The 24401-nt window shown below is 68.0% G+C and carries 24 protein-coding genes; 15 read left to right on the top strand and 9 right to left on the bottom strand.

Translation table 11 applies throughout. The annotated features are described in order from the left end of the window. Position 1: 1 nt before the first annotated feature. The 3 genes from FBZ89_RS22720 to FBZ89_RS22710 form a co-directional block, all read right to left on the bottom strand. On the bottom strand, positions 2 to 1159 hold the full coding sequence (locus FBZ89_RS22720; RefSeq protein ID WP_246172473.1) for an efflux RND transporter periplasmic adaptor subunit: 1158 nt from the start codon (positions 1157 to 1159) through the stop codon (positions 2 to 4). Positions 1160 to 1344: 185 nt separating this feature from the next. Next, a complete protein-coding gene (locus FBZ89_RS22715; RefSeq protein WP_145752425.1) occupies positions 1345 to 1851 on the bottom strand; it encodes an SEL1-like repeat protein in 507 nt (168 codons plus the stop codon). 110 nt (positions 1852 to 1961) lie between these two features. Next, on the bottom strand, positions 1962 to 3140 hold the full coding sequence (locus FBZ89_RS22710) for an MFS transporter (protein WP_145752423.1): 1179 nt from the start codon (positions 3138 to 3140) through the stop codon (positions 1962 to 1964). Here FBZ89_RS22710 and FBZ89_RS30980 point away from each other — a divergent pair. From FBZ89_RS30980 to FBZ89_RS22700, 3 genes are all read left to right on the top strand, one after another. Next, positions 3139 to 3288: a hypothetical protein gene (locus tag FBZ89_RS30980; RefSeq protein WP_186457514.1), complete on the top strand. Its 150-nt coding sequence runs from the start codon at positions 3139 to 3141 to the stop codon at positions 3286 to 3288. The two genes, FBZ89_RS22710 and FBZ89_RS30980, sit on opposite strands and share 2 nt — an antisense overlap. A gap of 98 nt (positions 3289 to 3386) precedes the next feature. Continuing rightward, positions 3387 to 4181: an SDR family NAD(P)-dependent oxidoreductase gene (locus FBZ89_RS22705; RefSeq protein WP_145752421.1), complete on the top strand. Its 795-nt coding sequence runs from the start codon at positions 3387 to 3389 to the stop codon at positions 4179 to 4181. A 20-nt stretch (positions 4182 to 4201) separates the two neighbouring features. Next, the gene (locus FBZ89_RS22700) at positions 4202 to 5239 is read left to right on the top strand and encodes an alpha/beta fold hydrolase (RefSeq protein WP_246172472.1); all 1038 of its coding nucleotides are present in this window, start codon (positions 4202 to 4204) and stop codon (positions 5237 to 5239) included. 4 nt (positions 5240 to 5243) lie between these two features. Here the strand turns inward: FBZ89_RS22700 and FBZ89_RS22695 are convergent, their stop codons facing one another. Then, a complete protein-coding gene (locus FBZ89_RS22695; RefSeq protein WP_145752420.1) occupies positions 5244 to 5597 on the bottom strand; it encodes a hypothetical protein in 354 nt (117 codons plus the stop codon). A 125-nt stretch (positions 5598 to 5722) separates the two neighbouring features. Between FBZ89_RS22695 and FBZ89_RS22690 the strand changes: the two genes are divergently transcribed. Together FBZ89_RS22690 and FBZ89_RS22685 are read left to right on the top strand one after the other, a co-directional pair. Further along, positions 5723 to 6142, top strand: a complete 420-nt coding sequence (locus FBZ89_RS22690) for a putative toxin-antitoxin system toxin component, PIN family (RefSeq protein ID WP_246172471.1) — start codon at positions 5723 to 5725, stop codon at positions 6140 to 6142. Further along, complete coding sequence (locus tag FBZ89_RS22685) at positions 6139 to 6396, top strand: toxin-antitoxin system HicB family antitoxin (protein WP_145752418.1); 258 nt, start codon at positions 6139 to 6141, stop codon at positions 6394 to 6396. Before FBZ89_RS22690 ends, FBZ89_RS22685 begins: the two co-directional genes overlap by 4 nt. A gap of 43 nt (positions 6397 to 6439) precedes the next feature. Here the strand turns inward: FBZ89_RS22685 and FBZ89_RS22680 are convergent, their stop codons facing one another. After that, entirely contained in the window at positions 6440 to 7531 is a 1092-nt protein-coding gene (locus FBZ89_RS22680) for a glycoside hydrolase family 43 protein (RefSeq protein WP_145752416.1), read from the bottom strand. A 288-nt stretch (positions 7532 to 7819) separates the two neighbouring features. Here FBZ89_RS22680 and FBZ89_RS22675 point away from each other — a divergent pair, with 288 nt between their 5' ends. From FBZ89_RS22675 to FBZ89_RS22655, 5 genes are all read left to right on the top strand, one after another. Beyond that, positions 7820 to 8818 carry a cysteine synthase A gene (locus FBZ89_RS22675; RefSeq protein WP_145752414.1) on the top strand — a complete coding sequence of 333 codons (999 nt, stop codon included), beginning with the start codon at positions 7820 to 7822 and terminating at the stop codon, positions 8816 to 8818. A gap of 14 nt (positions 8819 to 8832) precedes the next feature. Further along, positions 8833 to 9684 carry a 3-mercaptopyruvate sulfurtransferase gene (sseA, locus tag FBZ89_RS22670; RefSeq protein ID WP_145752412.1) on the top strand — a complete coding sequence of 284 codons (852 nt, stop codon included), beginning with the start codon at positions 8833 to 8835 and terminating at the stop codon, positions 9682 to 9684. Between the two features lie 10 nt (positions 9685 to 9694). After that, complete coding sequence (locus tag FBZ89_RS22665; RefSeq protein WP_145752410.1) at positions 9695 to 10318, top strand: GNAT family N-acetyltransferase; 624 nt, start codon at positions 9695 to 9697, stop codon at positions 10316 to 10318. Positions 10319 to 10481: 163 nt separating this feature from the next. Then, complete coding sequence (locus FBZ89_RS22660; protein ID WP_246172469.1) at positions 10482 to 11222, top strand: GNAT family N-acetyltransferase; 741 nt, start codon at positions 10482 to 10484, stop codon at positions 11220 to 11222. Further along, positions 11219 to 12418 carry an FUSC family protein gene (locus tag FBZ89_RS22655; RefSeq protein WP_145752408.1) on the top strand — a complete coding sequence of 400 codons (1200 nt, stop codon included), beginning with the start codon at positions 11219 to 11221 and terminating at the stop codon, positions 12416 to 12418. The genes FBZ89_RS22660 and FBZ89_RS22655 overlap by 4 nt, the downstream gene beginning before the upstream one ends. A gap of 77 nt (positions 12419 to 12495) precedes the next feature. On the opposite strand, the gene FBZ89_RS22650 is transcribed toward FBZ89_RS22655, so the two are convergent. After that, positions 12496 to 12873 (bottom strand): hypothetical protein, encoded by a 378-nt coding sequence (locus FBZ89_RS22650; protein WP_040847035.1) that lies wholly within the window; start codon positions 12871 to 12873, stop codon positions 12496 to 12498. A 507-nt stretch (positions 12874 to 13380) separates the two neighbouring features. Then, complete coding sequence (locus FBZ89_RS22645) at positions 13381 to 13617, bottom strand: hypothetical protein (RefSeq protein WP_145752406.1); 237 nt, start codon at positions 13615 to 13617, stop codon at positions 13381 to 13383. Positions 13618 to 14093: 476 nt separating this feature from the next. On the opposite strand from FBZ89_RS22645, the gene FBZ89_RS22640 reads away from it, so the two are divergent. The 4 genes from FBZ89_RS22640 to FBZ89_RS22625 all read left to right on the top strand — a co-directional run bounded on the left by FBZ89_RS22640 (position 14094) and on the right by FBZ89_RS22625 (position 20377). Further along, positions 14094 to 15422, top strand: coding sequence for an amidohydrolase (locus tag FBZ89_RS22640; protein WP_145752403.1), 1329 nt, complete (start codon positions 14094 to 14096; stop codon positions 15420 to 15422). Between the two features lie 100 nt (positions 15423 to 15522). Continuing rightward, positions 15523 to 16740 carry a cystathionine beta-lyase gene (gene metC, locus FBZ89_RS22635; RefSeq protein ID WP_246172467.1) on the top strand — a complete coding sequence of 406 codons (1218 nt, stop codon included), beginning with the start codon at positions 15523 to 15525 and terminating at the stop codon, positions 16738 to 16740. A gap of 8 nt (positions 16741 to 16748) precedes the next feature. Next, on the top strand, positions 16749 to 17183 hold the full coding sequence (hisI, locus tag FBZ89_RS22630; protein WP_145752580.1) for a phosphoribosyl-AMP cyclohydrolase: 435 nt from the start codon (positions 16749 to 16751) through the stop codon (positions 17181 to 17183). A 137-nt stretch (positions 17184 to 17320) separates the two neighbouring features. Then, a complete protein-coding gene (locus FBZ89_RS22625; protein WP_145752401.1) occupies positions 17321 to 20377 on the top strand; it encodes a response regulator in 3057 nt (1018 codons plus the stop codon). A gap of 101 nt (positions 20378 to 20478) precedes the next feature. Here the strand turns inward: FBZ89_RS22625 and FBZ89_RS22620 are convergent, their stop codons facing one another. Beyond that, positions 20479 to 23475 (bottom strand): autotransporter outer membrane beta-barrel domain-containing protein, encoded by a 2997-nt coding sequence (locus FBZ89_RS22620; protein ID WP_145752399.1) that lies wholly within the window; start codon positions 23473 to 23475, stop codon positions 20479 to 20481. A 333-nt stretch (positions 23476 to 23808) separates the two neighbouring features. Here FBZ89_RS22620 and FBZ89_RS22615 point away from each other — a divergent pair, with 333 nt between their 5' ends. Then, the gene (locus FBZ89_RS22615; protein ID WP_050897849.1) at positions 23809 to 24162 is read left to right on the top strand and encodes a hypothetical protein; all 354 of its coding nucleotides are present in this window, start codon (positions 23809 to 23811) and stop codon (positions 24160 to 24162) included. A 13-nt stretch (positions 24163 to 24175) separates the two neighbouring features. On the opposite strand, the gene FBZ89_RS22610 is transcribed toward FBZ89_RS22615, so the two are convergent. Continuing rightward, a partial coding sequence (locus FBZ89_RS22610) for a hypothetical protein (RefSeq protein WP_145752397.1) occupies positions 24176 to 24401 on the bottom strand: 226 nt, incomplete at its 5' end.

The raw sequence follows: 24401 nt of genomic DNA, 5'->3' as shown, positions 1-24401 counted from the left end.
CTTATTTCCCGTTACCGGGTGCGGGCGCCGCCTTGGCCGACAGGGTCACCTCAACCGGCGTCACCGTCTGGCCGGCCTTGACCTTCAGCGAGCCCTCGACGATCAAGCGGTCGCCGTCCTTCAGGCCGTCGGTCACCAGCCACTTGTCGCCCACCGTGCGGTCCACGGTCAGCGACCGCTGCTCCACCTTGTTGTCGGCCACCACCACCAGGGCGATGGGCTCGCTCTTGGGGTTGCGCGACACGCCTTGCTGCGGCGCCAGGATGGCGTCGGGCATCACGCCCTGCTCCACCATGGTGCGGACGTACATGCCGGGCAGCAGCATTTCCTGCGGGTTGGGGAACATGGCGCGCAGGGTCACGGCGCCGGACTCCTGGTCCACCGACACCTCGGCGAACTTCAGCGTGCCGGGCGTGGCGTAGGCGGTGCCGTCCTCCAGCTTCAGGGTCACAGCTGCGTCGGCCTTGCCCAGCCCGCCGGAGACCAGCCGCCGCTTCAGCGATGTCATCTCCATGCTGGACTGGGTAATATCGACGTAGATGGGGTCCAGCTGGGTGATGGTGGCCAGCGCCGTGGTCTGGTCCGCCGTCACCAGCGCGCCCTCGGTGATGCTGGACCGGCCGATGCGGCCGCTGATGGGGGCGGTGATGCGGGTATAGTCCAGGTTCACCTTGGCGGCCTTCACCGCCGCCCTGTCGGCGATGATGGTGGCCTGGCCCTGCTGGTAGGCGGCGCGGGCGTCGTCGTAATCCTGCTTGCTGACACCCTCGACCTTCACCAGCTCGCCATAGCGCTCGGCCTTGGATTTCAGGCTGATCAGGTTAGCCTCGGCGTTGGCCAGGGTGCCCTGGGCCTGCTCGTAGGCGGCCTCATAGGGTGCCGGGTCGATCTGGTACAGCAGCTGGCCCGCCTGGACCATGGCGCCCTCCTCGAACAGGCGCTTCTGGATGATGCCGGCCACCTGCGGCCTCACGTCGGAGACGCGATAGGCGCTGGTGCGGCCGGCCAGCTCCGCGCGCAGCGGCACCGTCTGGGTATGCAGGACGACGTAGCCCACCTGTTGCGGCGGCGGGGCCGCCTGCTCCTGCTTCTTCTCACACGCCGTCAGGGCCAGCAGGGCGGTGCCCACCAGGGCCGCAAAACTCAATCGCTTCAACATCTCGGGCGTCATCCTGACGGTTACGGCGGCCATGTCCGATCACTACTCCCGGTTGCTACACGTTTCCGGGGAACCGAAGCAAGATAGCAAAGTGGCCAATAAGTCCGGGATGGGTTATCCGAGTTTTGTGGAGAATACGTGGACGGGCGGTCCAGGCCTTATGGTTAAGGCCACTTGCCAGGGCGTTAGATGCCCTGGCGGCCGCAGAGCGTCAGCGCGGCGGCGATCGTATCGCTGCGCGGCACGCCTTGGCCTTGAGCGTACAGCATCCCTAACTCGATCAAGGCCAAGGGGTCACCACCCGACAGCGCGGTCTGGTTGACGGGCACGGTGTAGCCGGGCTGCTTGCCCACGGCGGGGGCCATGATGAACTGGGTCGTGGTGTGCTCCACCACCGCCGCCCTGCGGGTCCAGGCCAGGGCCTTGACCGGGTCCACCGCCACATCGACGCCGGCGCGGTAGCGTTCCCCCAGGACCCGGGCCGCCGCCAGGTCGCCATGATCGGCCTTGGCCTCCAGCGCCCTTGCGTCCAGGTCGTCGTAGGCTTTGGAGGGGGGCACCGGCCCACCCGCCGCCGGGCAGGCCATCGTCAGCAAGGGATCACCCTGCGGCGCCCCGCCACACGCCGCCATCCCCATCGCCAGCACCACGGCCGGCGCCGTCCGCACCCAATGCCGCACCTTGTTCCTCATGCCCCCGGTCCCACGCTGTCCCCTACGGAAGCATTCTAGCATCCATGGCCGCCAAACACGAACGCCGGCCCTGGCGGGGGCCGGCGTCGAGAGGGGGGCAAGGTGGGGGCTTAGCACGAGGCCGCCGCCACCTTCAGGCTGGTCGCCGCCCGCCGGTCCTGGCCCCACCCCAGCAGGGCCAGCATCAGGCCGCCGGCCGCCACGGCGGCCCCGGCATAGGCCACCGCCTCATAGCCCAGGCCACCGTCGATCACCAGGCCACCGAGGAAGGCGCCGCCGGCGTTGCCCAGGTTGAAGGCGCCGATGTTGAGGGATGCCGCCAGGTTGGGGGCGTCGCCGGCCTTTTCCAGCACCCGCATCTGCAGGGGTGGCACGGTGGCGAAGGCGGCCATGCCCCAGACGAACAGGGTGGCGATGGCGGCGACCGGGTTGTGCATGGTGACGGAGAAGCCGGCCAGGACCAGGCCCAGCAGGGCCAGCACACCCACCAGGGCGGGCATCAGCGCCCGGTCGGCCAGCTTGCCGCCCAGGACGTTGCCCAGGGTCAGGCCCAGGCCGAAGACCAGCAGGGCACTGCTGACGCCGGTGGGCGACAGGCCCGCCGCGTGTTCCAGGATGGGGGTGATGTAGGTGAAGACGACGAACACGCCGCCGAAGCCCAGCACCGTGGTGGCCAGGGCCACCAGCACGGCCGGCCGCTTCAGCACCGCGACCTCCCGCCCCAGGCTGCCCTGTTCCGAGGCGGCCACCGGCGGCACCAGCGCCGCCACCGCCAGCGCCGCCGCCAGGCCCAGCCCGGCCACGGCCCAGAAGGTGGCGCGCCAGCCGAAATGCTGGCCGACCAGGGTACCGAGCGGCACGCCCAGGATGTTGGCCAGGGTCAGGCCCGTGAACATCAGGGCGATGGCGCTGGCCCGCCGTTCCGCCGGCACCAGGCTGGCCGCGACGACGGAACCGATGCCGAAGAAGGACCCGTGGGTGAAGCTGGCGACGATACGCGCCACCATCAGCATGGTGTAGTTGGCGGACACCGCCGCCATCGCGTTGCCCACGATGAACAGGGCCATGAGGCCGACCAACAGCGTTTTGCGTGGCAGCCGACCGGTGGTCAGGGTCAGGATGGGGGCGCCCACCACCACGCCCAGGGCGTAGCCGGAGATGAGCAGGCCCGCCATGGGGATGGAGACGCCCAGGTCCACCGCCACGTCGGGCAGCAGACCCATGATGACGAATTCCGTGGTGCCGATGGCGAAGGCCGCGGCGGCCAGGGCGAAAAGGGGAAGGGGCATGGCTATCACTCCGCCTCATGCGTTCGGCCGCACGGGAAAAATCGCGTCGGCGGCCTATCTGTTTGGTGTCGTCCCCACCCTCACCCTTTTCGCGCCGGCGAAAAACGGGACGGTCACGGAAACACTCTTCGCGTTTTGGAAAGAGTGATTTGGCAACGGCGCCCATTCTTGCCAGCAGCAGCCGGTGCTACATCAAGGTCCATGCACGGCGCCGCATCCGACGCCTTTCCTGATGGAGAAAACACTATGCAGATCGACCTGAAGGGCCAAACGGCCATCGTCACCGGTTCCACCGCCGGCATCGGCTTCGCCATCGCCCTGGGCCTGGCCAAGGCCGGCGCGTCCCTGATCGTGAACGGCCGCAGCCAGGCCACCGTCACCGCCGCCGTGGCCAAGCTGAACGAACTGGTGCCGGGCGCCGACGCGCGCGGCGTGGCCGCCGACGTCAGCACGGCCGAGGGCGCCGCCGCCTTGCTGGAGGCCGTGCCCCAGGCCGACATCCTGGTGAACAACGCCGGCATCTTCGAGCTCAAGGATTTCTTCGAGACGCCGGACGAGGACTGGACCCGCATATTCGAGGTCAACGTGCTGTCGGGCGTGCGCCTGTCACGCAGTTACCTCAAGGGCATGCTGGAGCGCAACCAGGGCCGCGTCATCTTCATCTCGTCCGAGTCCGGCCTGAACATTCCGGAGGACATGATCCATTACGGCTTCAGCAAGACGGCCCAGCTGGCGGTATCGCGCGGCCTGGCCAAGCTGACGCGCGGCAGCAAGGTCACCGTCAACGCCGTGCTGCCCGGCCCCACCCTGTCGGAAGGGGTGGAGGCTCTGCTGAAGGACCAGGTGGCCAAGACCGGCAAGCCGGTCGAGGAGGTCGGCGCCGATTTCGTCCGCGCCTTCCGCCCGACCTCACTGATCCAGCGGACGGCGACGGTGGAAGAGGTGGCGAACATGGTGGTCTACGCCTGCTCCCCCCAGGCGTCGGCCACCAATGGCGCCGCCCTGCGCGTGGACGGCGGCGTGGTCGACTTCATCGCCTGATACTGGAAGGGCCATCCCCCATGCGCAGCATGCTTCCGCTGGTTCTGGCGGCCGTTCTGGCCGCCAGCTCCGCTGTCTTCACCGCGGCGGGGGCGTCCACCATCGCCCCGGCGACGGCCCCAGCGACGGCGGAGCCCATCGGCATCGCGCTGGAGGGATGGCCCTATCCCTTCCCCGTCAGTTATTTCGAGTTCGTGGCCGAAGGACAGACGCTGCGCCAGGCCTATATGGACGTAGCGCCCACCGGCACACCGAATGGCCGCGTGGCCCTGCTGTTCCACGGGCGCAACTTCCCCGCCAGCTATTGGGACACGGTCATCCGCGCCTTCGCCGCTGACGGCTACCGCGTCATCGCCACCGACCAGATCGGCTTCGGCAAATCGTCCAAGCCCGACCTGCCCTACAGCTTCGATTTCTTCGCCGCCAACACGGCGGCCTTGCTGGACAGCCTGGGCATCAAACAGGTGGATCTGGTGGGCCATTCCATCGGCGGCATGCTGGCCGCCCGCTTCACCCGCACCTACCCCGGCCGGGTGCGCCGCCTGGTGCTGGAGGCGCCGGTGGGGCTGGAGGATTACCGCCTGACCGTGCCGCCGGTCAGCGACGCCTTCCTCTATGACCGCGAATACGGCCTGACGGCGGACGCCTACCGCGCCTTCCTGAAGAACACCTATTCCCTGTCCGTTCCGGTGGCGGAGATCGAGCCCTTCGTCACCCTGCGCGAACGGCTGAAGGCCAGCGGCGAGTATCCGCGCTGGGTGAAGTCCTTCATCAAGTCCTACCAGATGATTCACGACCAGCCGGTGGTGCACGAATACCCGCTGATCGCCACCCCCACCCTGTTCATCATGGGGTCGGCCGACCACAACGCGCCGGGCAAGCCCTACACCACCAAGGAATTGGGCGCCGGCATGGGCCGCAACGCCGATAACGCCAAGGCCATCGCCGCCACCATGCCCAACGCCCAGGTGGTGGTGTTCGACGGCGTGGGCCATTTGGTGCACGTCGAACGGCCGGACGCCTTCAACAGGACGGCGCTGGAGTTCCTGGACCGCTGACGCCTCAGAGGTCGTCGTAGAGGTTGCCCTCGCCCGGGGGCGCGGCGGGCTGCTTGCCGGGGCGGGGGCCGCCTTGCTTGGCCGCCGCGTCCGCGCGCACGGCGGCCAGGGGACGGTCGTCCACCATCACATCCTCATCGGTGTCGGGGCCGGGGTCGCTCTCCGGCTTGACGCCGGCGTTGCGCAGCCATTCCCCGCACCAATCGGTGGACAGGGTGGTGGGAAAGACGCCGGCCGGCGCCCGGTCGGTCACCACGGGCGGATAACGCCGGCACTGCCCCTTGGGCCCCCGCTCCCGCACGCCGCCGCCCAGCCAATGGCGGCAGGTATAGCAAATCTCGGAACGGCGGACGGCCATGGGACCAGGCTTTCGGCTGCGGGAACTGTAGGCGCCCTTATACCACGCGCCCAGCCCCGCAGGGCAAATGGGTAAGCCGTGCCTGAAGGCTATAATGTTCCCTATAATATGATATCATCTGGAACATGATGCGCTTGGTTCTGGATACCAACATTCTGGTGCACGCCCGTCGAAGCAGGCGGGGCGCGTCCAATGCGTTGCTGCGCATGGTGGATCAGAACGCTTTCCGGATGTTGGCCAGCGTGCCTCTGTTTCTGGAATATGAGGCCGTGCTGACGCGACCGGAGCAATTGCTGGCCTCGGGCCTTTCACGGTCCCTGGCGCTCGGCTTTCTGAACTATCTGGCTGGCCTCGTGGAGCCAGTGCGCCTTCACTACCTCTGGCGCCCTCAGTTGGGCGATGTGGCTGACGAAATGGTATTGGAAACCGCAATCAATGGCCGTGCCGATGCTATCGTTACCTTCAATCAACGGCATTTCGCGCCAGCCGCCCGGTTCGGCATTGAGTTACTATTCCCCGAGGACGCCCTGAGGAGGTTGCCATGACCAAAGCCAACTATTCCCTGAGGCTGCAGCCATCGCTCAAGGCGGCTGCGGAGCGGCTGGCCGCGGCTGATGGCACCAGCCTGAACCAGTTCATCAATGTGGCGGTCGCTGAAAAGCTGTCCGCTCTGGAGACGGAGGCGTTCTTTCGCGCCCGGGCCGCCGATGGTTCGCGCGACGCTTTCCGGGCTTTCCTGGATGGCGCTGGAGATGAAGATCCTGCGACTGGTGATGCCCTCGTTAAATCACCTCACTGACATAAAGGGAGGCGGGCGACCGCCCACCTCCACCACCCCGCACTCAGGGCATGAAGGGATCGACGGTCTGGATGGAGCCGTCGGCGTTGAAGTACAGCTCGGTCACCTTGACGTTGCGCAGGTGGTTTTTGCCGCTCAACTGGTTGTCGGCGTAGAACAGCCAGGTCTTGCCGTCCCAATCCACGATGGAGTGGTGGGTGGTCCAGCCCTGCACCGGCAGCAGGAAATGGCCCTGGTACTTGAACGGGCCATAGGGGTTGTCGCCGGTGGCGTAGGCCAGGAAGTGCGTGTCGCCGGTGGAATAGGTGAAGTAGTAGGTGGCGCCGCGCTTGTACATCCACGACGCCTCGAAGAAGCGCCGCTCATGGTCGCCGCCCAGCAGGGGCTTGCCGTCCTGGCCCAGGATGACGACGTCGCGCGGCTTTTCCGCGAAGGTCTTCATGTCCGGCGACAGCTTGGCGACCTTGGCGGTCAGCGCCGGCTTGTCGTCCTGCTTCAGGTCGGTGTCGCCGACGCTGGCGTCATAGTGGCCCTTGGCCCACTTCTGCAGCTGGCCGCCCCAGATGCCGCCGAAATAGATGTAGCTGCCGCCGTCCGCGTCGGTGAACACGGCCGGATCGATGGAGAAGCTGCCGGGAATGGGCTTCGCCTCCGCCTTGAAGGGGCCGGCGGGCTTGTCGCTGGTGGCGACGCCGATGTGGAAGACGCCCTTCTTATCCTTGGCGGGGAAATAGAGGTAATAGGTGCCGTTCTTGTACGCGGCATCCGGGGCCCACATGAATTCCTTGGCCCAGGGAACCTGCTCCACCGACAGGGCAACGCCGCCGATGGTCACCTTGCCGCCGATCGTGTCCATGGACAGGACGCGATAGTCGCGCATGGCGTACTGGCTGCCCAAATCGTCGTCGGGGATGCCGGCGTCGATGTCGTGGCTGGGATAGACGTAGATCTTGCCGTCGAACACATGCGCCGAGGGGTCGGCCGTGTAAATCTCGGTCACCAGCGGCTGCGACAGGAAATGCTTGCCGTTGAGCGCGACCGGATTCTGGTCGGCCGGCTTGTCCTGGGCCGTGGCGGGGCCGGCCGCCATGAGCGCGCCCACGACAGGCAGGGTGAAACCGAACAAGCGACGCATGTGTCCTCCCGATATTTTTATGGCCCCATATCCTTGCAGTGGGGCGGCAAGGCCGGAAAGTTACCGCTACCATTGGCGGAACACAAGGGTATCCGCGCGGGCGCGACCCGCGGACACGGGCCTGATTTGCCAGCATTAGCTGTGTGGTTTCCCCGCCGCTCAACGCAATATGCGGGGGCCAACATGCGGGGGTCGCGCTTGAAGGGCGCGCGCGGGCTCACTAGTCTCTGCACATCCCATCGGGGCCGCCTTGGCGGCGCCCGCACCTCGACACGACGGAAGACGGCCTTGGACATACGCGACGGTTTCATCGGAACGATTGGCCAAACCCCCCTGGTCCGGCTGGAAGCGGCCTCCAAGGCGACGGGCTGTGACATCCTGGCCAAGGCCGAGTTCCTGAACCCCGGCGGGTCGGTCAAGGACCGCGCGGCCCTGGCCATCATCCAGGACGCCATCAAACGCGGCACGCTGAAGCCCGGCGGCACCATCGTGGAAGGCACCGCCGGCAACACCGGCATCGGCCTGGCCCTGGTGGGCAACGCCTGGGGCTTCAAGACCGTCATCGTCATGCCGGAGACGCAGAGCCAGGAAAAGAAGGACATGCTGCGCCTGATCGGCGCCGACCTGCGCCTGGTGTCGGCCGTGCCCTACAAGGACCCCGGCAACTACGTCCATGTCAGTCGCCGCATCGCGGAGGAATTGGCGGCGACGGAGCCCAACGGCGCCATCTGGGCCAACCAGTTCGACAACCTGGCCAACCGCGAGGGCCACCGCGCCACCACCGGCGTGGAGATCTGGGAACAGACCGGCGGCAAGGTCGACGCCTTCACCTGCGCCGTGGGTACCGGCGGCACGCTGGCCGGCGTGGCCTTGGCCCTGAAGGACCGCAACCCCAACGTCCGCATCGTGATGGCCGACCCGCTGGGCAGCGTGCTGTACAACTGGAAGAAGACGGGGGAACTGGCGTCTTCCGGCACCTCCATCACCGAGGGCATCGGCCAGGGCCGCGTCACCGCCAACCTGCTGGACGCCCCCATCGACGACGCCGTGCAGATCCCCGATGAGGAAGCCCTGCCCATCATCTTCGACCTGGTGAAGACGCAAGGCCTGGTCGTGGGCGGGTCCAGCGGCATCAACGTCGCCGCCGCCATCCGCGTCGCCCGCGACCTCGGCCCCGGCCATACGGTGGTGACGGTGCTGTGCGATTTCGGCACCCGCTACCAGTCCAAGCTGTTCAACCCCGAATTCCTGCGGGAACGGAACCTGCCCGTTCCCGGCTGGCTCTAAGGAGGCCTGGCCCCGTGACCCAGAGCGCGCTTGTCACCACCGACTGGCTGGCCCAGCACCTGAATGACCCGGACATCCGGGTGGTGGACGCCAGCTATCACATGCCGGCCGTGCCGCGTGAGGCCAAGGCCGAGTTCGCGGCCCAGCACATCCCCGGCGCCGTCTTCTTCGACATCGACGGCATCGCCGACAAGACCGTCCCCCTGCCCCACATGCTGCCCACGGCCGAGGTGTTCGCCCAGGCCGTGGCCGACCTGGGCATCGGCCGCAACAGCACCGTCATCGTCTACGATGTCTATGACCTGTTCAGCGCGGCCCGGGTGTGGTGGACCTTCCGCGTGTTCGGTCACGACAAGGTCTATGTCCTGGACGGCGGCCTGCCCAAATGGCTGGCGGAGGGCCGGCCGGTGGAGGCCGGCCCGGCCCAGCCCAAACCGGCGGGAGAGCCGATCGCCGCCCGCCTGAACCCGGCCCTGGTGCGCGATGCCGACGCCGTCCGCGAAAACGTGGACCGCAAGGTGGAGCAGGTGGTGGACGCCCGCTCGCAAGGCCGGTTCGCGGCGACGGCGCCGGAGCCGCGCGCCGGCTTGCGCGGCGGCCACATCCCGGGCAGCCGCAACGTGCCCTTCAACGACCTGATCGCGGGCGGCCGCCTGCGGCCGCCGGATGAACTGGCCGCGCGCTTCCAGGATGCCGGCGTGGACGTGAACCGCCCCTTGGTCACCAGCTGCGGCAGCGGGCTGACCGCCGCCATCCTGGCCCTGGCGCTTTACGAGATCGGCCAGCCGGACGTCGCCATCTATGACGGGTCATGGACGGAATGGGGCGGCCGGGCGGACCTGCCCGTCGCCACCGGCCCGGCCTGAGGCCCGATCCATGGAGCTTGCGACCTGGACGCTGCCGGACGATCTGCCGGCGGGCAAGCTGCCCGTCACCGTCACCTATCTGGAGATGGCGGCACCGCCCGCCGGCCCTGCCCGGCCGCGGCCTGACAGGGTGGACGGCCCGGTGCACGCCCGGAACTGTCCGACCGCCTACTACCGCTTCCTCTACGACACCGTGGGGGAGCCTTGGCTTTGGGAATACCGCCGCCGCATGGCGCCGGAGCGCCTGGCCGAAATCCTGGCCGACCCGGCGGTGGAGGTGCACGTCGTCTTCGTCCAGGGCGTGCCCGCCGGCTATATCGAGCTGGACGCGGAAAAGTTATCCAGCGATGGCGCCATGGACGTGGCCTATTTCGGCCTGATGCCCTGGGCCATCGGCCGGGGCATCGGCCCCTGGCTGCTGGACTGGGGCGTGCGCCTGGCCTGGACCAAGCCGTCGGTACGGCGCCTTACCGTCAACACCTGCACCTTCGACCACCCGTCGGCCCTGGGCCTGTACCAGCGCGTGGGCTTCAAGGTCCTGCGGACGGAGGACAAGCTGGTGGACGACCCCCGCCTGACCGGCCTGCTACCCCTGTCAGCCGCCCCGCACATCCCCCTGGCACGCCGGCCTTAAGCTCCCGCCCCGCCCCCAAAGCTTGCGCTATTTGCCGCATCCCAGGACCCGCAAGGTTCCAGGATCGTCCGACGTGCCATCCCTGAAGGGGCGCAACGCGTGCAGTTCTGTGCGCACTCCTGCACAGGAGCCGCCCCGCCATCAGGCAGGGGGAACCGGGGCGATGACGACCATGGTGACGACGGCAGAGGCGCCGGCCGGCAAGCTGCCGGTGCTGATCACCTTCATGGAAATGGCTAGGCGGCCGGAGGGGACGGCCCGGCCCATGCCGGAAGGGGTGCACGGTCCGGTCTTGGCCCGGCACTGCACCCTGGCCTATTATCGCTTCCTCTACGACACGATCGGCGAGCCATGGCTGTGGGAAATCCGGCGGCGCATGGACCAGGGTGAACTGGCCCGGATGCTGGCCGACCCGCAGGTGGAGGTGCATGTGATCCATGTCGACGGTATGCCCGCCGGCTTTGTGGAACTGGATTGGCGCCTGTTGCCGGCCGATGGCACGGTCGCCATCGACTACCTGGGCCTGATGCCCTGGGCCATCGGCCGGGGCCTGGGGGGCTGGCTGCTGGACTGGGCGGTGCGCCGGGTATGGGAACGCCCGCGCGTCCGCCGCCTGACCATCAACACCTGCAGCTTCGATCACCCCGCGGCGTTGCCCCTGTACCAGCGCGCCGGCTTCCGCCGCCTGCGCCAGGAACGCAAGTTCGTCGACGATCCCCGGCGCGCGGGCGTCCTGCCTCTGGGCGCCGCGCCCCACATTCCGCTGGCGCGGCCGGCGCCCCCCGCCCCCGCCCCACCCCTTGCCCCGCCCTCTGGCCCGACCCCGCCCGACGGCGCGCCGCCGCAAGCCGGCGACCCGTCCCGCCGGCCCATGGCCTTCCGCCCCACGGCTGGCAGCCCATGAGCCTGCTGGCGGCCTTGCGTGCGCCTGAGGTGCGATTGGCCTTCCGCGTCACCGTCGCCGGCACGGCGGCGCTGGCCATGGCCCGCCTGTTCAACCTGCCCCAGGGCTATTGGGCCGTCATCACCGCCATCATGGTCATGCAGGCCAGCATCGGCGGCTCATTGAAAGCGGCGCTGGACCGGTTCGCCGGTACCCTGTCCGGGGCCGCGTGGGGTGCCCTGGTCGCCACCTTCGGCCAGCACGACACGCTGCTGCACCTGTGCCTGACCCTGGCCGTGGCGCTGGCGCCCCTGGCGTGGCTGGCCGCCCGCTATCCCGTATGTAAGCTGGCGCCCGTCACCGCCGTCATTGTGCTGTTGACCTCCGGCGGGGGGACGCAATCGTCCTTCATGCTGGCGCTGGACCGCGTGTTCGAGATCGTCATCGGCAACGTCATCGGCCTGGCCGTGGCCCTGTTCGTATTTCCCGCCCGCGCCCATGGCGTGGTGCTGACCACCGCCGCGCGGGTGGCCGACCTGTGCGCCGACATGCTGGACGTACTGCTGGACCCGGACCTGGCCGACGATGTGCGCCAGGGACTGTCGAAGCGCCACGCCCAGCTGTGGGCGGCGCTGCGCCCCCTGGACACTGCGGCGGAAGAGGCGCAACGGGAACGCCGCACCTGGCTGGGCGATCAGCGCGACCCGGCCCCCCTGGTGCGCACCCTGACACGCGTGCGCCATGACCTGGTAATGGTGGGCCGCGCCACCAGCAGCCGCGCGCCCTCGGGCGTGGCCGCCGCCCAGCGGCTGGAAGGTCCACAGGCGGAGGTGCGCCGGCAGGGCGTCCTGTTCCTGCGCCACGCCGCCATGGCCCTGCGCGCGCCCTCGGCGCTGCACGGGCAAGGGCAGATACCGCCCGTCGAGCCGGTGCAGGCCGCGACCCGCGCCTATCTGGACATGGTGCAGACCTTGCGGGCGGAGGGTGTGCTGCGGGAATTGCCGCGCGGCGTGACGGGACAGATCTACACCCTGTCCTTCGCGGTGGAACAGCTGAGCCAGGATCTGGCGGACCTGCATGCGCGGGCAGAGGAGATGATCCCACCGGCCCGGCATCAGGACAAGACACCGGAGGAAGCCGCCGTGCTGGCTGGTGTGGAACCGATGGCCCCCCAGCCGCCGGCGGCGCCATCCCAGGATACCCCGTCACCGGGATAGAGGGCCCCAGCGTGAGGCGGGGACGGGGTAAACCCCGCCGTCCCGCCCCGGCACCGGAGAGACGCTGGCGGACCTGATCAGCGGGCGGTGTCGGCCACCTGCTCGGCCGGCAGGGTGGCGAAGTCGCGGGCCACGGCCTTCAGGTCATGGATGGCGCGGTCATAGCTGTTGGCGATGGCGGCGCGGCCATCGGGCGTCCAGGCGATGACGCTGCGGGCGCTGAGATTGTCCAGGCAAGCCAGGCGGGCCTGGGTGGCCTTGCCATAGGCACGAACCTCGGCCGTGGCGGCGCTGACCTCGGCGGCGGAGGCGGTGGCGGACAGGTGATTCACCGGGGCCACGGGAGCTTTGCCGCAGGCGCGCTCGACACCCAGGGACTGGGCGGAGGCGGGAAGGGCGGCGGTCACCAGGCCACCCAGGACCAGGGCGGCGAAAACGCGGGAAACGGTAGCCATAATCATCTCCGATGGCGAAAGGTGGAGCCCTTGACGGACGCGCCCTCCCCCACGGATTGATTGGCGAAATAGCGATTTCGCATACGCACATTTCTATTGTGCGCTGCGGCAAATCTACTGCCAGCCAGTTGCGCCGTCAACCATCGAGCCTCGATGTGATAACGCTGTCATAGGCGACGATCTTGCCCGGAAAGCATTGTCAGAAAAGTGAATTATGCTTCTGAATCTATTGACCAGCGGTTTTTGCGATCCTGCCATGCCAAAGCACGTCGAAGGCAGGCGGTTTGCCGGCCGTCTTCATAGGGGACGTGCGGGATGGGTCTTATACCAGCGGCACGAGATGGTGACTCGTGCCGCTGTAGGCCCCGACCGGGGCGGCCGGAGCGAGCACCGCCAGTTTACGTAAAGGGGGGCGCAGCGAGGATGAGCCTGGGCGGACGGATGTCCGCCGCCCGGCGCATGAGGGGGCATTTGAACGGCCACGTTCAAATGCCGCGCATATTAGGTTCAGTCGCCGGATGGGGCGGGGGCCATGGTCGGGCTGGTGTGGGTGGTGGCATCGCCATTCGCGGCGACCTGGGCCAAACAGGCGCCACGGGCCTTGGCCTTGGCGGCGTAGCGTTTGACATGGGCGACGAAGGCGTCGCCGTCGATGGCGGCCGGCGGCGCATCGAGGTGCTTCAGGGATAGGACGGGGGCCGCCCCACAGGGGCTGGACGAAGCGCCGCCGGCACCCGCCGCCATGGCACCACCGGCCCCAGAAAGGGCGAAACCAGCAAGGGCAATAATGGTAAAAAAAGCATAAATCCGGGTGCGAGCTGCAAAAATCATCAGTCTTATCCTCTAAGAAACAGTGGCACGAACGTCCGAGCGTCACTCCGCCCCTTCATGGACATTGCCCCACCATTATTTGAGAACGTGAATTTTGAGTTAATACTACTCTTCCGCTTCCGGCTCACTCAATGGCGCGGAGGGTAAAGGCATGACGCCGAGGCCATAGATTGGCCCACGCAAATGGGAGAGGACGAATCAGCCGGACACCCACATGGGTTATCTAAGGGGATAGCCCGCACCCCGAACACATATCTGCCATGCGTCGCCAACCGAATGCGACAGGATGGCCGGGATGGGGTGGACCGGGATGGGGTGGATAGGTACCCTTTCCCAGAAGGCCAAGCCAATCCAAGGCGATGGCGGCAAACAACAAGAGGCGGTGACAGATGGGCAAGCGGCATTTCGGCTGGACTTTGGCCTTGGGTGCGGGCGTGAGCGCCCTGCTGGCCTCGGGGACGGCGGCCTGGGCCGGCGACCGGGAACAGGCGCAGGCCACGGTGGACACCCGCGCCGCGGTGGAGCAGCCCAAGATCATCGCCTGGCGCCGCGACATCCATGAGCATCCCGAGTTGGGCAACCAGGAGACGCGCACGGCCGCCCTGGTGGCCAAGCACCTGAAGAGCCTGGGGCTGGAGGTGCGCACCGGCGTGGCCAAGACCGGCGTGGTAGCCGTGCTGAAGGGGGGCAAGCCCGGCCCCGTGGTGGCCCTACGCGCCGACATGGACGCCCTGCCGGTGGCGGAGCAGGTGGATGTGCCCTTCGCTTCCAAGGTGAAGACCCAGTACAACGGCCAGGAGGTGGGCGTGATGCACGCTTGCGGCCACGATACCCACGTCGCCATGCTGATGGGCGTGGCCGAGGTACTGGCCGGCATGAAGGACCAGCTGCCCGGCACGGTGAAGTTCATCTTCCAGCCCGCCGAGGAAGGCCTGCCCAAGGGCGAGGTGGGCGGCGCCGAGCAGATGCTGAAGGAAGGCGCCTTTGAGAACCCCAAGCCTGACGCCGTCTTCGGCGTGCACGTCATCTCCACCCTGCATGCGGGCGACGTGGGCTACCGCCCCGGCCCCTTCATGGCGGCGGCGGATGAGTTCGTCATCACCGTGCATGGCAAGCAAAGCCACGGCGCCCTGCCCTGGACCGGCGTCGACCCCATCGTCACCGCCTCGCAGATCGTTCTGGGCATGCAGACCATCGAAAGCCGGCAGATGGAGGTGATCAAGGAGCCGTCCATCCTGAGCGTGGGCAGCATCCATGGCGGCAACCGCAACAACATCATCCCCGACACGGTGACCCTGAACGGCACCATCCGCACCTTCGACGAGGGCATGCGCGCCGACATCGACAAGCGCCTGCGCCGCACCGTGGCCGGCATCGCCGAGTCCGCCGGCGCCACCGCCGACGTGGACATCATCAAGGGCTATCCCGTCACCATCAACAACCCGGAACTCACGGCCAAGATCGTCCCCACCCTGCAGCGGGTGGCGGGCAAGGACCATGTGAAGCTGATCGATAAGGTCACCCCGTCGGAGGACTTTTCCTTCTATGAACAGCAGGCGCCGGGCGTGTACCTGTTCGTCGGCATCACCCCGCCCGAGACGGACCTGTCCAAGGCGGCGTCCAACCACTCCCCCAAGTTCTTCGTGGACGAGTCCGGCCTGATCGTGGGCGCCCGCACCCTGGCCCACCTGACGGTGGATTACCTGTACGGGCTGTAACGCAACGGAGACATGACGGGACGCGGCGGTGGGGCCGCTTCCCTGGGGCCGGGGGCGGTGCCAAGATGCCCGCCTATTTCCGTTTATGACTTGGCGCCCCATGCCCCACGACACAAAGAAATCCGGCGACACAAAAGAATCTGGCGACACGCAGAACCCCGCCACCCTGCTGGTCCATGCCGGCCGCAACCCGCTGGATAATTACGGCGTGGTCAACGTGCCGCCCTATCGCGCGTCCACCATCCTGTTCTCATGCCTGGATGAGCTGGAGGGGCATGATCCCGAGCATCGGGCGCCGCGCTACGGCCGCCGCTCCACGCCCAGCAGCCTGGCGTTCGAGGACGCGGTGGCGGCGCTCGAGGGGGGGCACCGCGCGGTGGTGGCCAGTTCCGGCCTGGCCGCCGTCACCACCGCCCTGCTGGCCTATGCCAAGGCCGGCAGCCACCTGCTGGTGGCCGACACGGTCTATGGCCCGTCCCGCGATTTCTGCGACAGGGTGCTGACGCGCCTGGGCGTGATCGTGGAATATGTCGATCCGCTGATCGGTGCCGACATCGCGCACAAGCTGCGCCCCGAGACCACGGCCATCCTGCTGGAATCCCCCGGGTCCCTCACCTTCGAGGTGCAGGACATCCCCGCCATATCCCGGGCCGCGCATGACAAGGGCGTGGCCGTGCTGGTGGACAGCACCTGGTCGGCCGGCATTTGCAGCAAGCCGCTGGACCTGGGCGCGGATGTCGTCATCCACGCCGCCACCAAGTATTTCGTGGGCCATGCCGACGCCACCGTGGGCGTCATCGCCGGCACACGCGAGGCCTGGCAGCGGGTGAAGGACACCGCCCTGCAGCTGGGTCAGAACGTGGGCGGCGACGACCTGTACCTGGCCATGCGCGGCATGCGCACCCTGGCCGCCCGCATGGCCCGCCACCAGGAGACGGCGCTGGCCATCGCCCGCTGGTTGAAAGGGCGGGACGAGGTGCAGCGCGTCCTGCACCCGGCCTTCGCCGACTGCCCCGGCCATGACATCTGGAAACGGGACTTCACCGGGTCCAGCGGACTGTTCACAGTGGAACTGAAGAAGCAGCCGCGGGCCGCCATCGCCGCCCTGGTCGATGGCATGTCCCACTTCGGCATCGGCTTCAGCTGGGGCGGGTTCGAATCCCTGATCCTGCCCACCGACCCACGCAAGATCCGCACGGCCACGCCCTGGGCCGGCACCGGTACCCTGATCCGTCTGCATGCAGGCCTGGAGGACGCCGACGACCTGATCCGGGACCTGGAACGGGGCCTCGCCCGCATGAAGGGAGCCACCGCGTGAGCGCCGTCATGTCCTATCCCCTGCCCCCGGCCACCGTTGACGCGACTCTGGCCGCCATCCGCTTCGACGCCAACGGCCTGGTGCCGGCCATCGCCCAGCAGCATGACACGGGCGAGGTGCTGATGATGGCGTGGATGAACGCCCAGTCCGTGGCGGAAACCCTGGCCACCGGCCGGGTCTGTTACTGGTCGCGCTCGCGCCAGTCCTTCTGGCGCAAGGGCGACACCTCAGGCCAGGTGCAGCGCTTGCGCGAATTGCGGGTGGACTGCGACGGCGACACCCTGCTGCTGCTGGTCGACCAGGCGGGTGTGGCCTGCCATACCGGCCGCCGGTCCTGCTTCTACCGTGCAGCGACGGCGGACGGGCTGTCCACAATCGCGGATGTGGTCACCGATCCCCTGGACCTGTATCCGTCGCATGGCCACGAACACACAACAACTTAGCTAAAAGTCCAGCAATCGTTTCCCGTTTCCAGTATTGTCCAATTGACGGCGACTGCTTGGTCGCCGACCATTTGGCGGTGGGGCCGATCCGGTTTTTGGGTGGAACCGGGGGATCCCCCCCGTGGGGGAATACGGGTATGACTGGCGCTGTTCAGGGGGCTGGTGGCGAATTGGGATCGTCATCCCCACGCCCCCGTGACTTGGCGCAGGCCGCCACCCTGTTCGCGGCCCCCACCACACCATCACAGCACGCGGCGGCCTTCCTGGTCGGCCTGGCGATGCTGGCCCTGTTCCTGATCGGCGCCATGGGGGCGAAGACTCCCGTGGGCAACATCCCCGGCCTGCTGCCCGCCTACGCCGTCATCATCCTGGTCACCGACCTGCTGACGTCCTTCCTGATCGCCAGCCAGTTCCTGCTGTCGGGCCACCGCGCGCTGCTGTGGCTGGTGGGCGGCTATGCCTATTCCGGCGTCATGGCCGTGCTGCAGGTGGCGGCCCTGCCCGGCGCCTTCGCGCCCCTGGACCCGGACGGCACGCTGTCGCAGTCGGCGCTGTGGCTGTACACGGCTTGGCATATGGCCTTCCCGCTGGCGGTGCTGGGCTTCGCCCAGCGGCAGCGCCAGGCCCCGCCGCCGGTGGCGGGCGACGTGCGCAAGATGCTGGCGCTGGGCGTGGGGGTGGGCGCCGTGCTGGCGGCCGGCCTCACCCTGGCCGCCGTCCTGTTCTCCATAGACCGTTGGCTGCCGCGCGTCACCCTGGTCAACACCTACAACAACGACATGGTGGTCAAGGTCATCTACGTGGCCATGCTGCTGATCAACTTCTGCACGCCGGCCATCCTGGCGACGGTGACCAAGGTCCGCACGGTGGGCCATCTGGGGCTGTTGATTTCCACCGTCGCCCTGGCGATGGACACGCTGCTGAACGGCCTGGGCCTGGCGCGCTTCACCCTGGGCTGGTTCCTGGCCCGCGCCGATGGCGCCATCGCCTCCAGCGTCGTTCTGCTGCTGCTGCTGGCGGAAATGGTCAGCCTGTATCGCCGCGTTCACCTGATGAACGGCCAGTTGAACGCCCAGCGCGAGCGTCTGCTGACCCTGACCGGCGACCTGGACCGCGCACGGCGCACGGCGGAAGAGGCCCGGCAGGTGGCGGAGCGGGCCAACGCCGCCAAGTCGGACTTCCTGGCCAACATGAGCCACGAAATCCGCACCCCCATGAACGGCGTCACCGGTATGGCGCAAATCCTGCTGGACACGCCGCTGACCACCCAGCAGCGCGGATATGCCGAAATCATCCGCGACAACGCCGACGCCCTGTTGGGGGTCATCAACGATATCCTGGACATCTCGAAGCTGGAGGCGGGCAAGGTCAGCCTGGAACGCATCCAGTTCAACCTGGATGAGCTGGTGGACGGTGTCCTCTCCATCCTGGGACCCAAGGCCCGCGACAAGGGGCTGGAGATCGGCGCCCTGGTGCACGAGGGCGCCATGGGCATGTGGTGGGGCGACCCCACCCGCGTGCGCCAGGTGCTGCTGAACCTCGTGGGCAACGCCATCAAGTTCACCGCCAAGGGCGCCGTGTCGGTGGACATCAAGCTGCTGGGCGACGGACCCACCCTGCCGGAACAGACGCGGCGCCTGCGCGTCACCGTGCAGGACACCGGCATCGGCATCGACCCGGCGAAGGCGGGCAGGCTGTTCCAGATGTTCGAGCAGGCCGACAGTTCCATCACCCGCCGCTTCGGCGGCACCGGCCTGGGCCTGGCCATCAGCCGCCAGCTGGTGGAGCTGATGGGGGGCAGCATGGGGGTGGAGAGCACGCCCGGCGAGGGTTCCACCTTCTGGTTCGACATTCCGCTGGAACGGGCGGTGGCGCCCAGCCGCACGGTCCAGCCCCTGGGCGACCGCCTGCGCGGCCGCCGCGCCCTGGTGGTGGACGACACCCCCGTCAACCGCCTCATCCTGGTGCATCACCTGATGACCTGCGGCATGACGGTGGATGAGGCCTCGGGTGGGATTCAGGCCCGCAACCATCTGCTGCGAACCATGGCGGTGATGGACGGGACGCTGGATGGCGCTTGTACGGACGGCGGCCAGGCCGCCCTGCCGGACGTCATCCTGATCGACCACCACATGCCTGAGCTGGACGGGCCCGGCCTGGCCGCCTGGATCCGGGCGGAACCGCGCCTGGCCGGCGTGCGCCTGCTGCTGGCCAGCTCGCTGGAGGCGCCGGCGATGGAGGTGGGCGCCCGCGAAAGCCTGTTCGACGCCGTGGTGCCCAAGCCCATCCGCCGGCCCCAGCTGCTGGAGGCGCTGGCCAAGGCCTGCGGCCTACGCGTCGAATTGGCGGAAACCATCCCGCCCCGACCTGCCGCGGCCGTCACTCCGGCGGGCGCCCCGGTGGGCTCCCTGGCGGCCGCCAACAAGCCCCGCATCCTGGTGGTGGAGGACAACATCACCAACCAGACCATCGCCTCGGTCCTGCTGGAGAAGGCGGGATACCAGGTGCAGATCGCCGAGGATGGGGCGCAGGCCGTGCGCGCCTGTCTGCAGACCCGTTTCGACCTGGTGCTGATGGACGTGCAGATGCCCGTGATGGACGGCATCGAGGCCACCCGCCGCATCCGCGCCGTGGACGTCCGCGTGCCGCAGATGCCCATCATCGCCATGACCGCCAACGCCATGGCCGGTATGCGCGAGGAATACCTGGCCGCCGGCATGGACGACTATGTGTCCAAGCCGTTCAAGTCCGATCGCTTCCTGGAAACGGTGGGCCGCTGGCTGGCGGAGCGCGCCCCCCAGCCAGCGGCGGAACCGGACGCGGCCACCCTGTTGCTGGAACCCCGGGTGCTGGCGCGGCTGGAACGGACGGTGCCACCGACGGACTTCCGCGCCCTGGTCGACGGCATCGTCAGCCGCGGCCGCAGCCGGCTGGATGCCGTCCTCGACCTGGGTGCCACCAACGCCACCGAGGCGTTGCGTGAAGCCACGCGCGACCTGGCCGTGATGGCCGACAGCTGCGGCCTGGTGCTGCTGGCCCGCCAGGCGCGCCTGCTGGGCGACAGCCTGGCCCAGCCGGATGTCGGGGCAGGCGGCGGGGCGGACGTGGATGGCCAGCTGCGGACCCTGGCCGACCTGGGCCATCGTTCCTGGGATGCGCTGCGCCAACGTTTCCTGGGTGTGGGCGTAGCGTAGGTTCCCCCAGGTCCCCCTGACCTTGGCCTGCCCTTTCGCCACGACAACAAGGCGGTCCCTGGATGGGGACCGCCTTGCCAGATGCCTGCGAAGCGCCCGGGTCAGAAGCGGAACTTGCTCACGAAGCGGGCGTCATAGCCGATAAAGCCGCGACGGTCTTCGCCGCCCAGTTCCAACGCGATGTCGGAATAGCGGTTGCCGCCCTGCACCGTGATACGGGCGATGGGTCCGCCGCCGACCACGGACTGCGGCATCAGGGTGAAGCTGGACCCGCCGGCGAAGCTGGCGGTGGTGTCGCCCGGGCCATCGCCGAACACCTGCTTCCACCCCACGGTCAGGGCGGGCTTCCACTGGAAATCGCCGCCCAGCTGGGTGCCGAAGGTCAAGGCGGCCTCGGCATTGCCCTGCTGGCCGGTGCGCTCGTCGATCTTCAGGTTGAAGCCGTCGCTGCCGCCGCTTTCCTGGTGGGCGCCATCCGACAGCACGAAATAGTCCAGCGAGGCGGTGGGCCGCACGAACATGAAGCCCAGCGACTGCTCATACCCCAGGCCGAAATGGGCGTCGCCCAGATAGCCCGACCAGTGGGCGTTGGCGTCGCGCTCGAACGCGGCGCCCTCATCGTCCGTGCCGCTGAAGACGCGCTTGCTGGAGAACCGGATATAGCCGGCGTTCAGGCTGGCGCTGGCCATCAGCCCACCATACCGGTCGCGCCAATAGGCGCCGCCGGTGAAGACCTCGCCCTTCACCTGGTTGCCGCTGGAGGCATCCGGGTCGTTGACCGCGGTGATCATGTAGGAAGAGGACAGGCCGACGATGCCGACATTCTCCATGGATTTCTCGTAGCCGCCCATCAGCGCCACGCCGTTGCCGTTGTAGCCCGGGCCCTCACCGCGGTTCTGCGACACGGCGAAGCCCAGCTCCTGCACCCAAGCGCCGCGCCTCTCGTCCTTCATGGCCACGGTGGGGTCGGATTCGGTACGGGCCAGCGCCATCATGCCGCGGTTCAGCAACTGGAAGGGGCCGCCGTTATAATCCGGCAGCATCTTCTCATAGAGGCTGCCGAAGGTGCTGGCGCTGGTGGCGTTGAAGAAGGCCTCGCCGATCTGCGTATCCTTGTCGAAGGCGCCATAGACGGCGTTGAACGCGCCGGCACCCACGGTGATGCCCGCCTCGGCCGCCGTCCGGCGCGCCACGTTCACCGTCACGGTGCCGGCGGTGGTGTCGGCGGCGATGTTGGCCTTGTACCAGTAGGACACGTCGCCCAGCAGCGACTGGTCGGTGCTGCCCACGCTCAGGCTGCTGGCCTTGATGACGGTGAAGCTGTTGCTGTCGGTGACCTTGCTCTTGAAGATCAGGCCGATCTTGGCGCCCGAGGCCAGCGAGGCGGCGCCGGAGACGTTGAACAGCGTGTTGGTGTTGTTGACCGGGTCGGCGGTGAAGTCGATCTCGCCGCTGGACCCCACGGCCAGGGAGCGCAGGGCGACGGTGCTGGTGCTGCTGTTGCGCAGCTGACCGCTGGTGACCGTGGCGGCCAGGGTGCCGTCGCTGGTCAGGGCGCCGGTGTAGACGGCGCCGCCGTCGATGGTCAGCGTGTTGGTGCCGCTGCCGAAGGACAAGGCGCCCGTGACCTTGCCCCCCGTCAGGTTGACGGTCGCATCGCCCGAACCCAGCAGGATGTCGCCGGTGATGGTGCCGCTGCTGGTGATGGTGACGCCGACGGTGTTGGCCCGCAGGTCCAGCGCCGTGGCCGTGCCCGTGATGCCGGTGTTGTCCGTGGACTGCGTGACGGTGGCCGAGATGGTGCCGCTATTGGTGATCTGCGTGACGGTGCCGGACCCGTCGTAAATGGCCACGGCGTTGCTGCCCACGGCGGTGGTGGCGCCGGCAAAGCCGGTGGCATAGGCTGCGACGGTGCCGCTGATGGTCAGGCCGTTGACGTTGGCGCCGCTGGCAATGGAAATGGCGGTCGCCTTCGAGGACTGCGAGGATACCGTGGTGCTGACGGTGCCCGACACCGTGATGTTGTCGGGAATGGTGGCGCCCGACCCGACCGACAGGCCGGTGGAATCCGCCTTGTAGGACACGGTGGTCACGGTACCCGTCAGGTTGATGCCGCCATCCACCAGCACCGTTCCGCCCAAGCCGCCGATCTGGACGCCGGTCGTGCTGAACCCGTCATAGACGCCGTTGGCGACGATGCCGCCGGCCAGCAGCAGGCCATGGGTGTCGCCCGGTACCACCCCCAGTTCGACCTCGCCGGTGGCGCTGCCGATCACCACCGCCGGGGCCGACCCGTAGGAGGTGATGGAGGAGGTCGATTCCAGGTTCAAGCCACCCGTCGAGGTCGAGGCGATGCGGAAGGCGGCACCGCCCTGCAACTCGTCATTGGCGGTCAGCGCCGCGAAACCGGCCGTGGTCGTGGGACGCGTGGTCGAGAGGTAGCCGGTGGACGTGATGCTGCCCGAGACGCTCACCTCGCCTTGCGTGACACCATCCACCGCCACGCCGACCGAGCCCGTGCCCAGCGCGCTGACCGTGCCGGAAATGTCGATGTTGCCGGTCGTGGCCGTGGTCCGGATGCCGTAGGAATTGTTGCCGGTCACGGAAACGGTGCCGCTCATCGTCAAGTCGCCATCCATCTGGGACGCGACCAGGATGCCGGCGCTGTCGTTGCCCCGGACCGTGATGGTGGCCGAGGTGTTGATGGCGCCGGTGAACACGCCGTCGCCCGAGACCCAGATGCCATAGCGCCGCTCGGCCGAGGTCAGCGGGATGGTGGAGCTGACACTGCTGTCGGTCAGCGTCAGGGTGCCGCTGACCGCGACGCTGCCGGTGGTACCGCCCTTCACCAGGATGCCGGTGGTATCGTTGCCGTCGGTGATGGAGATGGTGCCGGAACTGCTGACCGTGTTGTTGCTGTCCAGCGTCACCGCGGTGCCGCTGGATGGGCTGACCGTGCCGGTGATGGTGAGGTCACCAGTTGTGGATGTCGCCACCCCGCTGGTCCGGGTGTCGGAGATCGTGGTCGCCGCGTGAAGGTCGGTCAGGGCGGCGAGGCACAGGGGCGCGGCGGCCACCGGCGCGAGAAGGCGCTTCATTTGCTGAAAAATCCTGCCTGTTCAGACGAATTGAAGGACATTTGGCCGGTGGACCGGCGGGAAAGGACGGAACTGGGCCAAGTGGTGGCGGCCGGGTTGCGGGCGGGGATCGCGGCCCATACGGACCGGGTTACACGGCGCGGCCGTTCAAACCCGGCGGGCGGTTTTGAAAAAAATTCCCCCCGTCGCGGTGATCGGCCAATTTGCCGCAGCCCAGCCCGCGCCTATCCTTCCGAACGGCGGAACGCGATGGGCCTGGAATATTTGCAACTGGCCGCGACGCGGAGACCTGGCGTAGAGTTCCCGCGTCCCAGCCTGCCGGAACGCGAGCGCATGAAGGAACTACGCTGCATCGTCTTCACCGACCGCGAGGTGGTCAGCGCCATCACCGAACGGCGGCGCAAGCTGAACGACGCCTTCCCTGACGGGGATGTCACCAGCCTGGAATACACCATCAACCGCGGCGTCAGCGCCCGCCTGTCCGTGACCCTGAACGGTGCCGCCAACGACGTCACCATTCCGGAACAAGAGCTGCAGGCGGCCCTGGTGGGCTATTGCATGTCCCGCAATGTTCCGCTGCCCGTCGTGGCCGACAAGGCCCTGTACGTCATCAAGGGACGGGCCACCCTGATGATCACCATGAATTTCAAGAAGCCGGCGCGCCTGGTCGTTCTGGGCGTGGAATGATCGGCGCGACGCCTCATACCAGCGGCATGAGATTTCGACTCGTGCCGCTGTTAGGACGCGACTGCGTCCGCCGGAGCGTTTTGGGGAGCGTGAGCGGACTGAAACGCGAGGAAGCCAAGGCCACGGATGTGGCCGCCCGGCGATTGAGGGATGGCAGGCCGAGGGTGTCGAAGAAGGATTTGCGGTAGGCGTCGTTCATGTGGCTGGCCCCGGCATTCCACCAGGGGCCGCGTCCGTTG

This window comes from Nitrospirillum amazonense (genome assembly GCF_007828045.1).
GTDB classification, from domain to species: Bacteria; Pseudomonadota; Alphaproteobacteria; order Azospirillales; family Azospirillaceae; genus Nitrospirillum; species Nitrospirillum amazonense_C.
The sequence above is the reverse complement of the archived record's forward strand: the minus strand, read 5'-3'. Positions and strand labels throughout refer to the sequence as shown.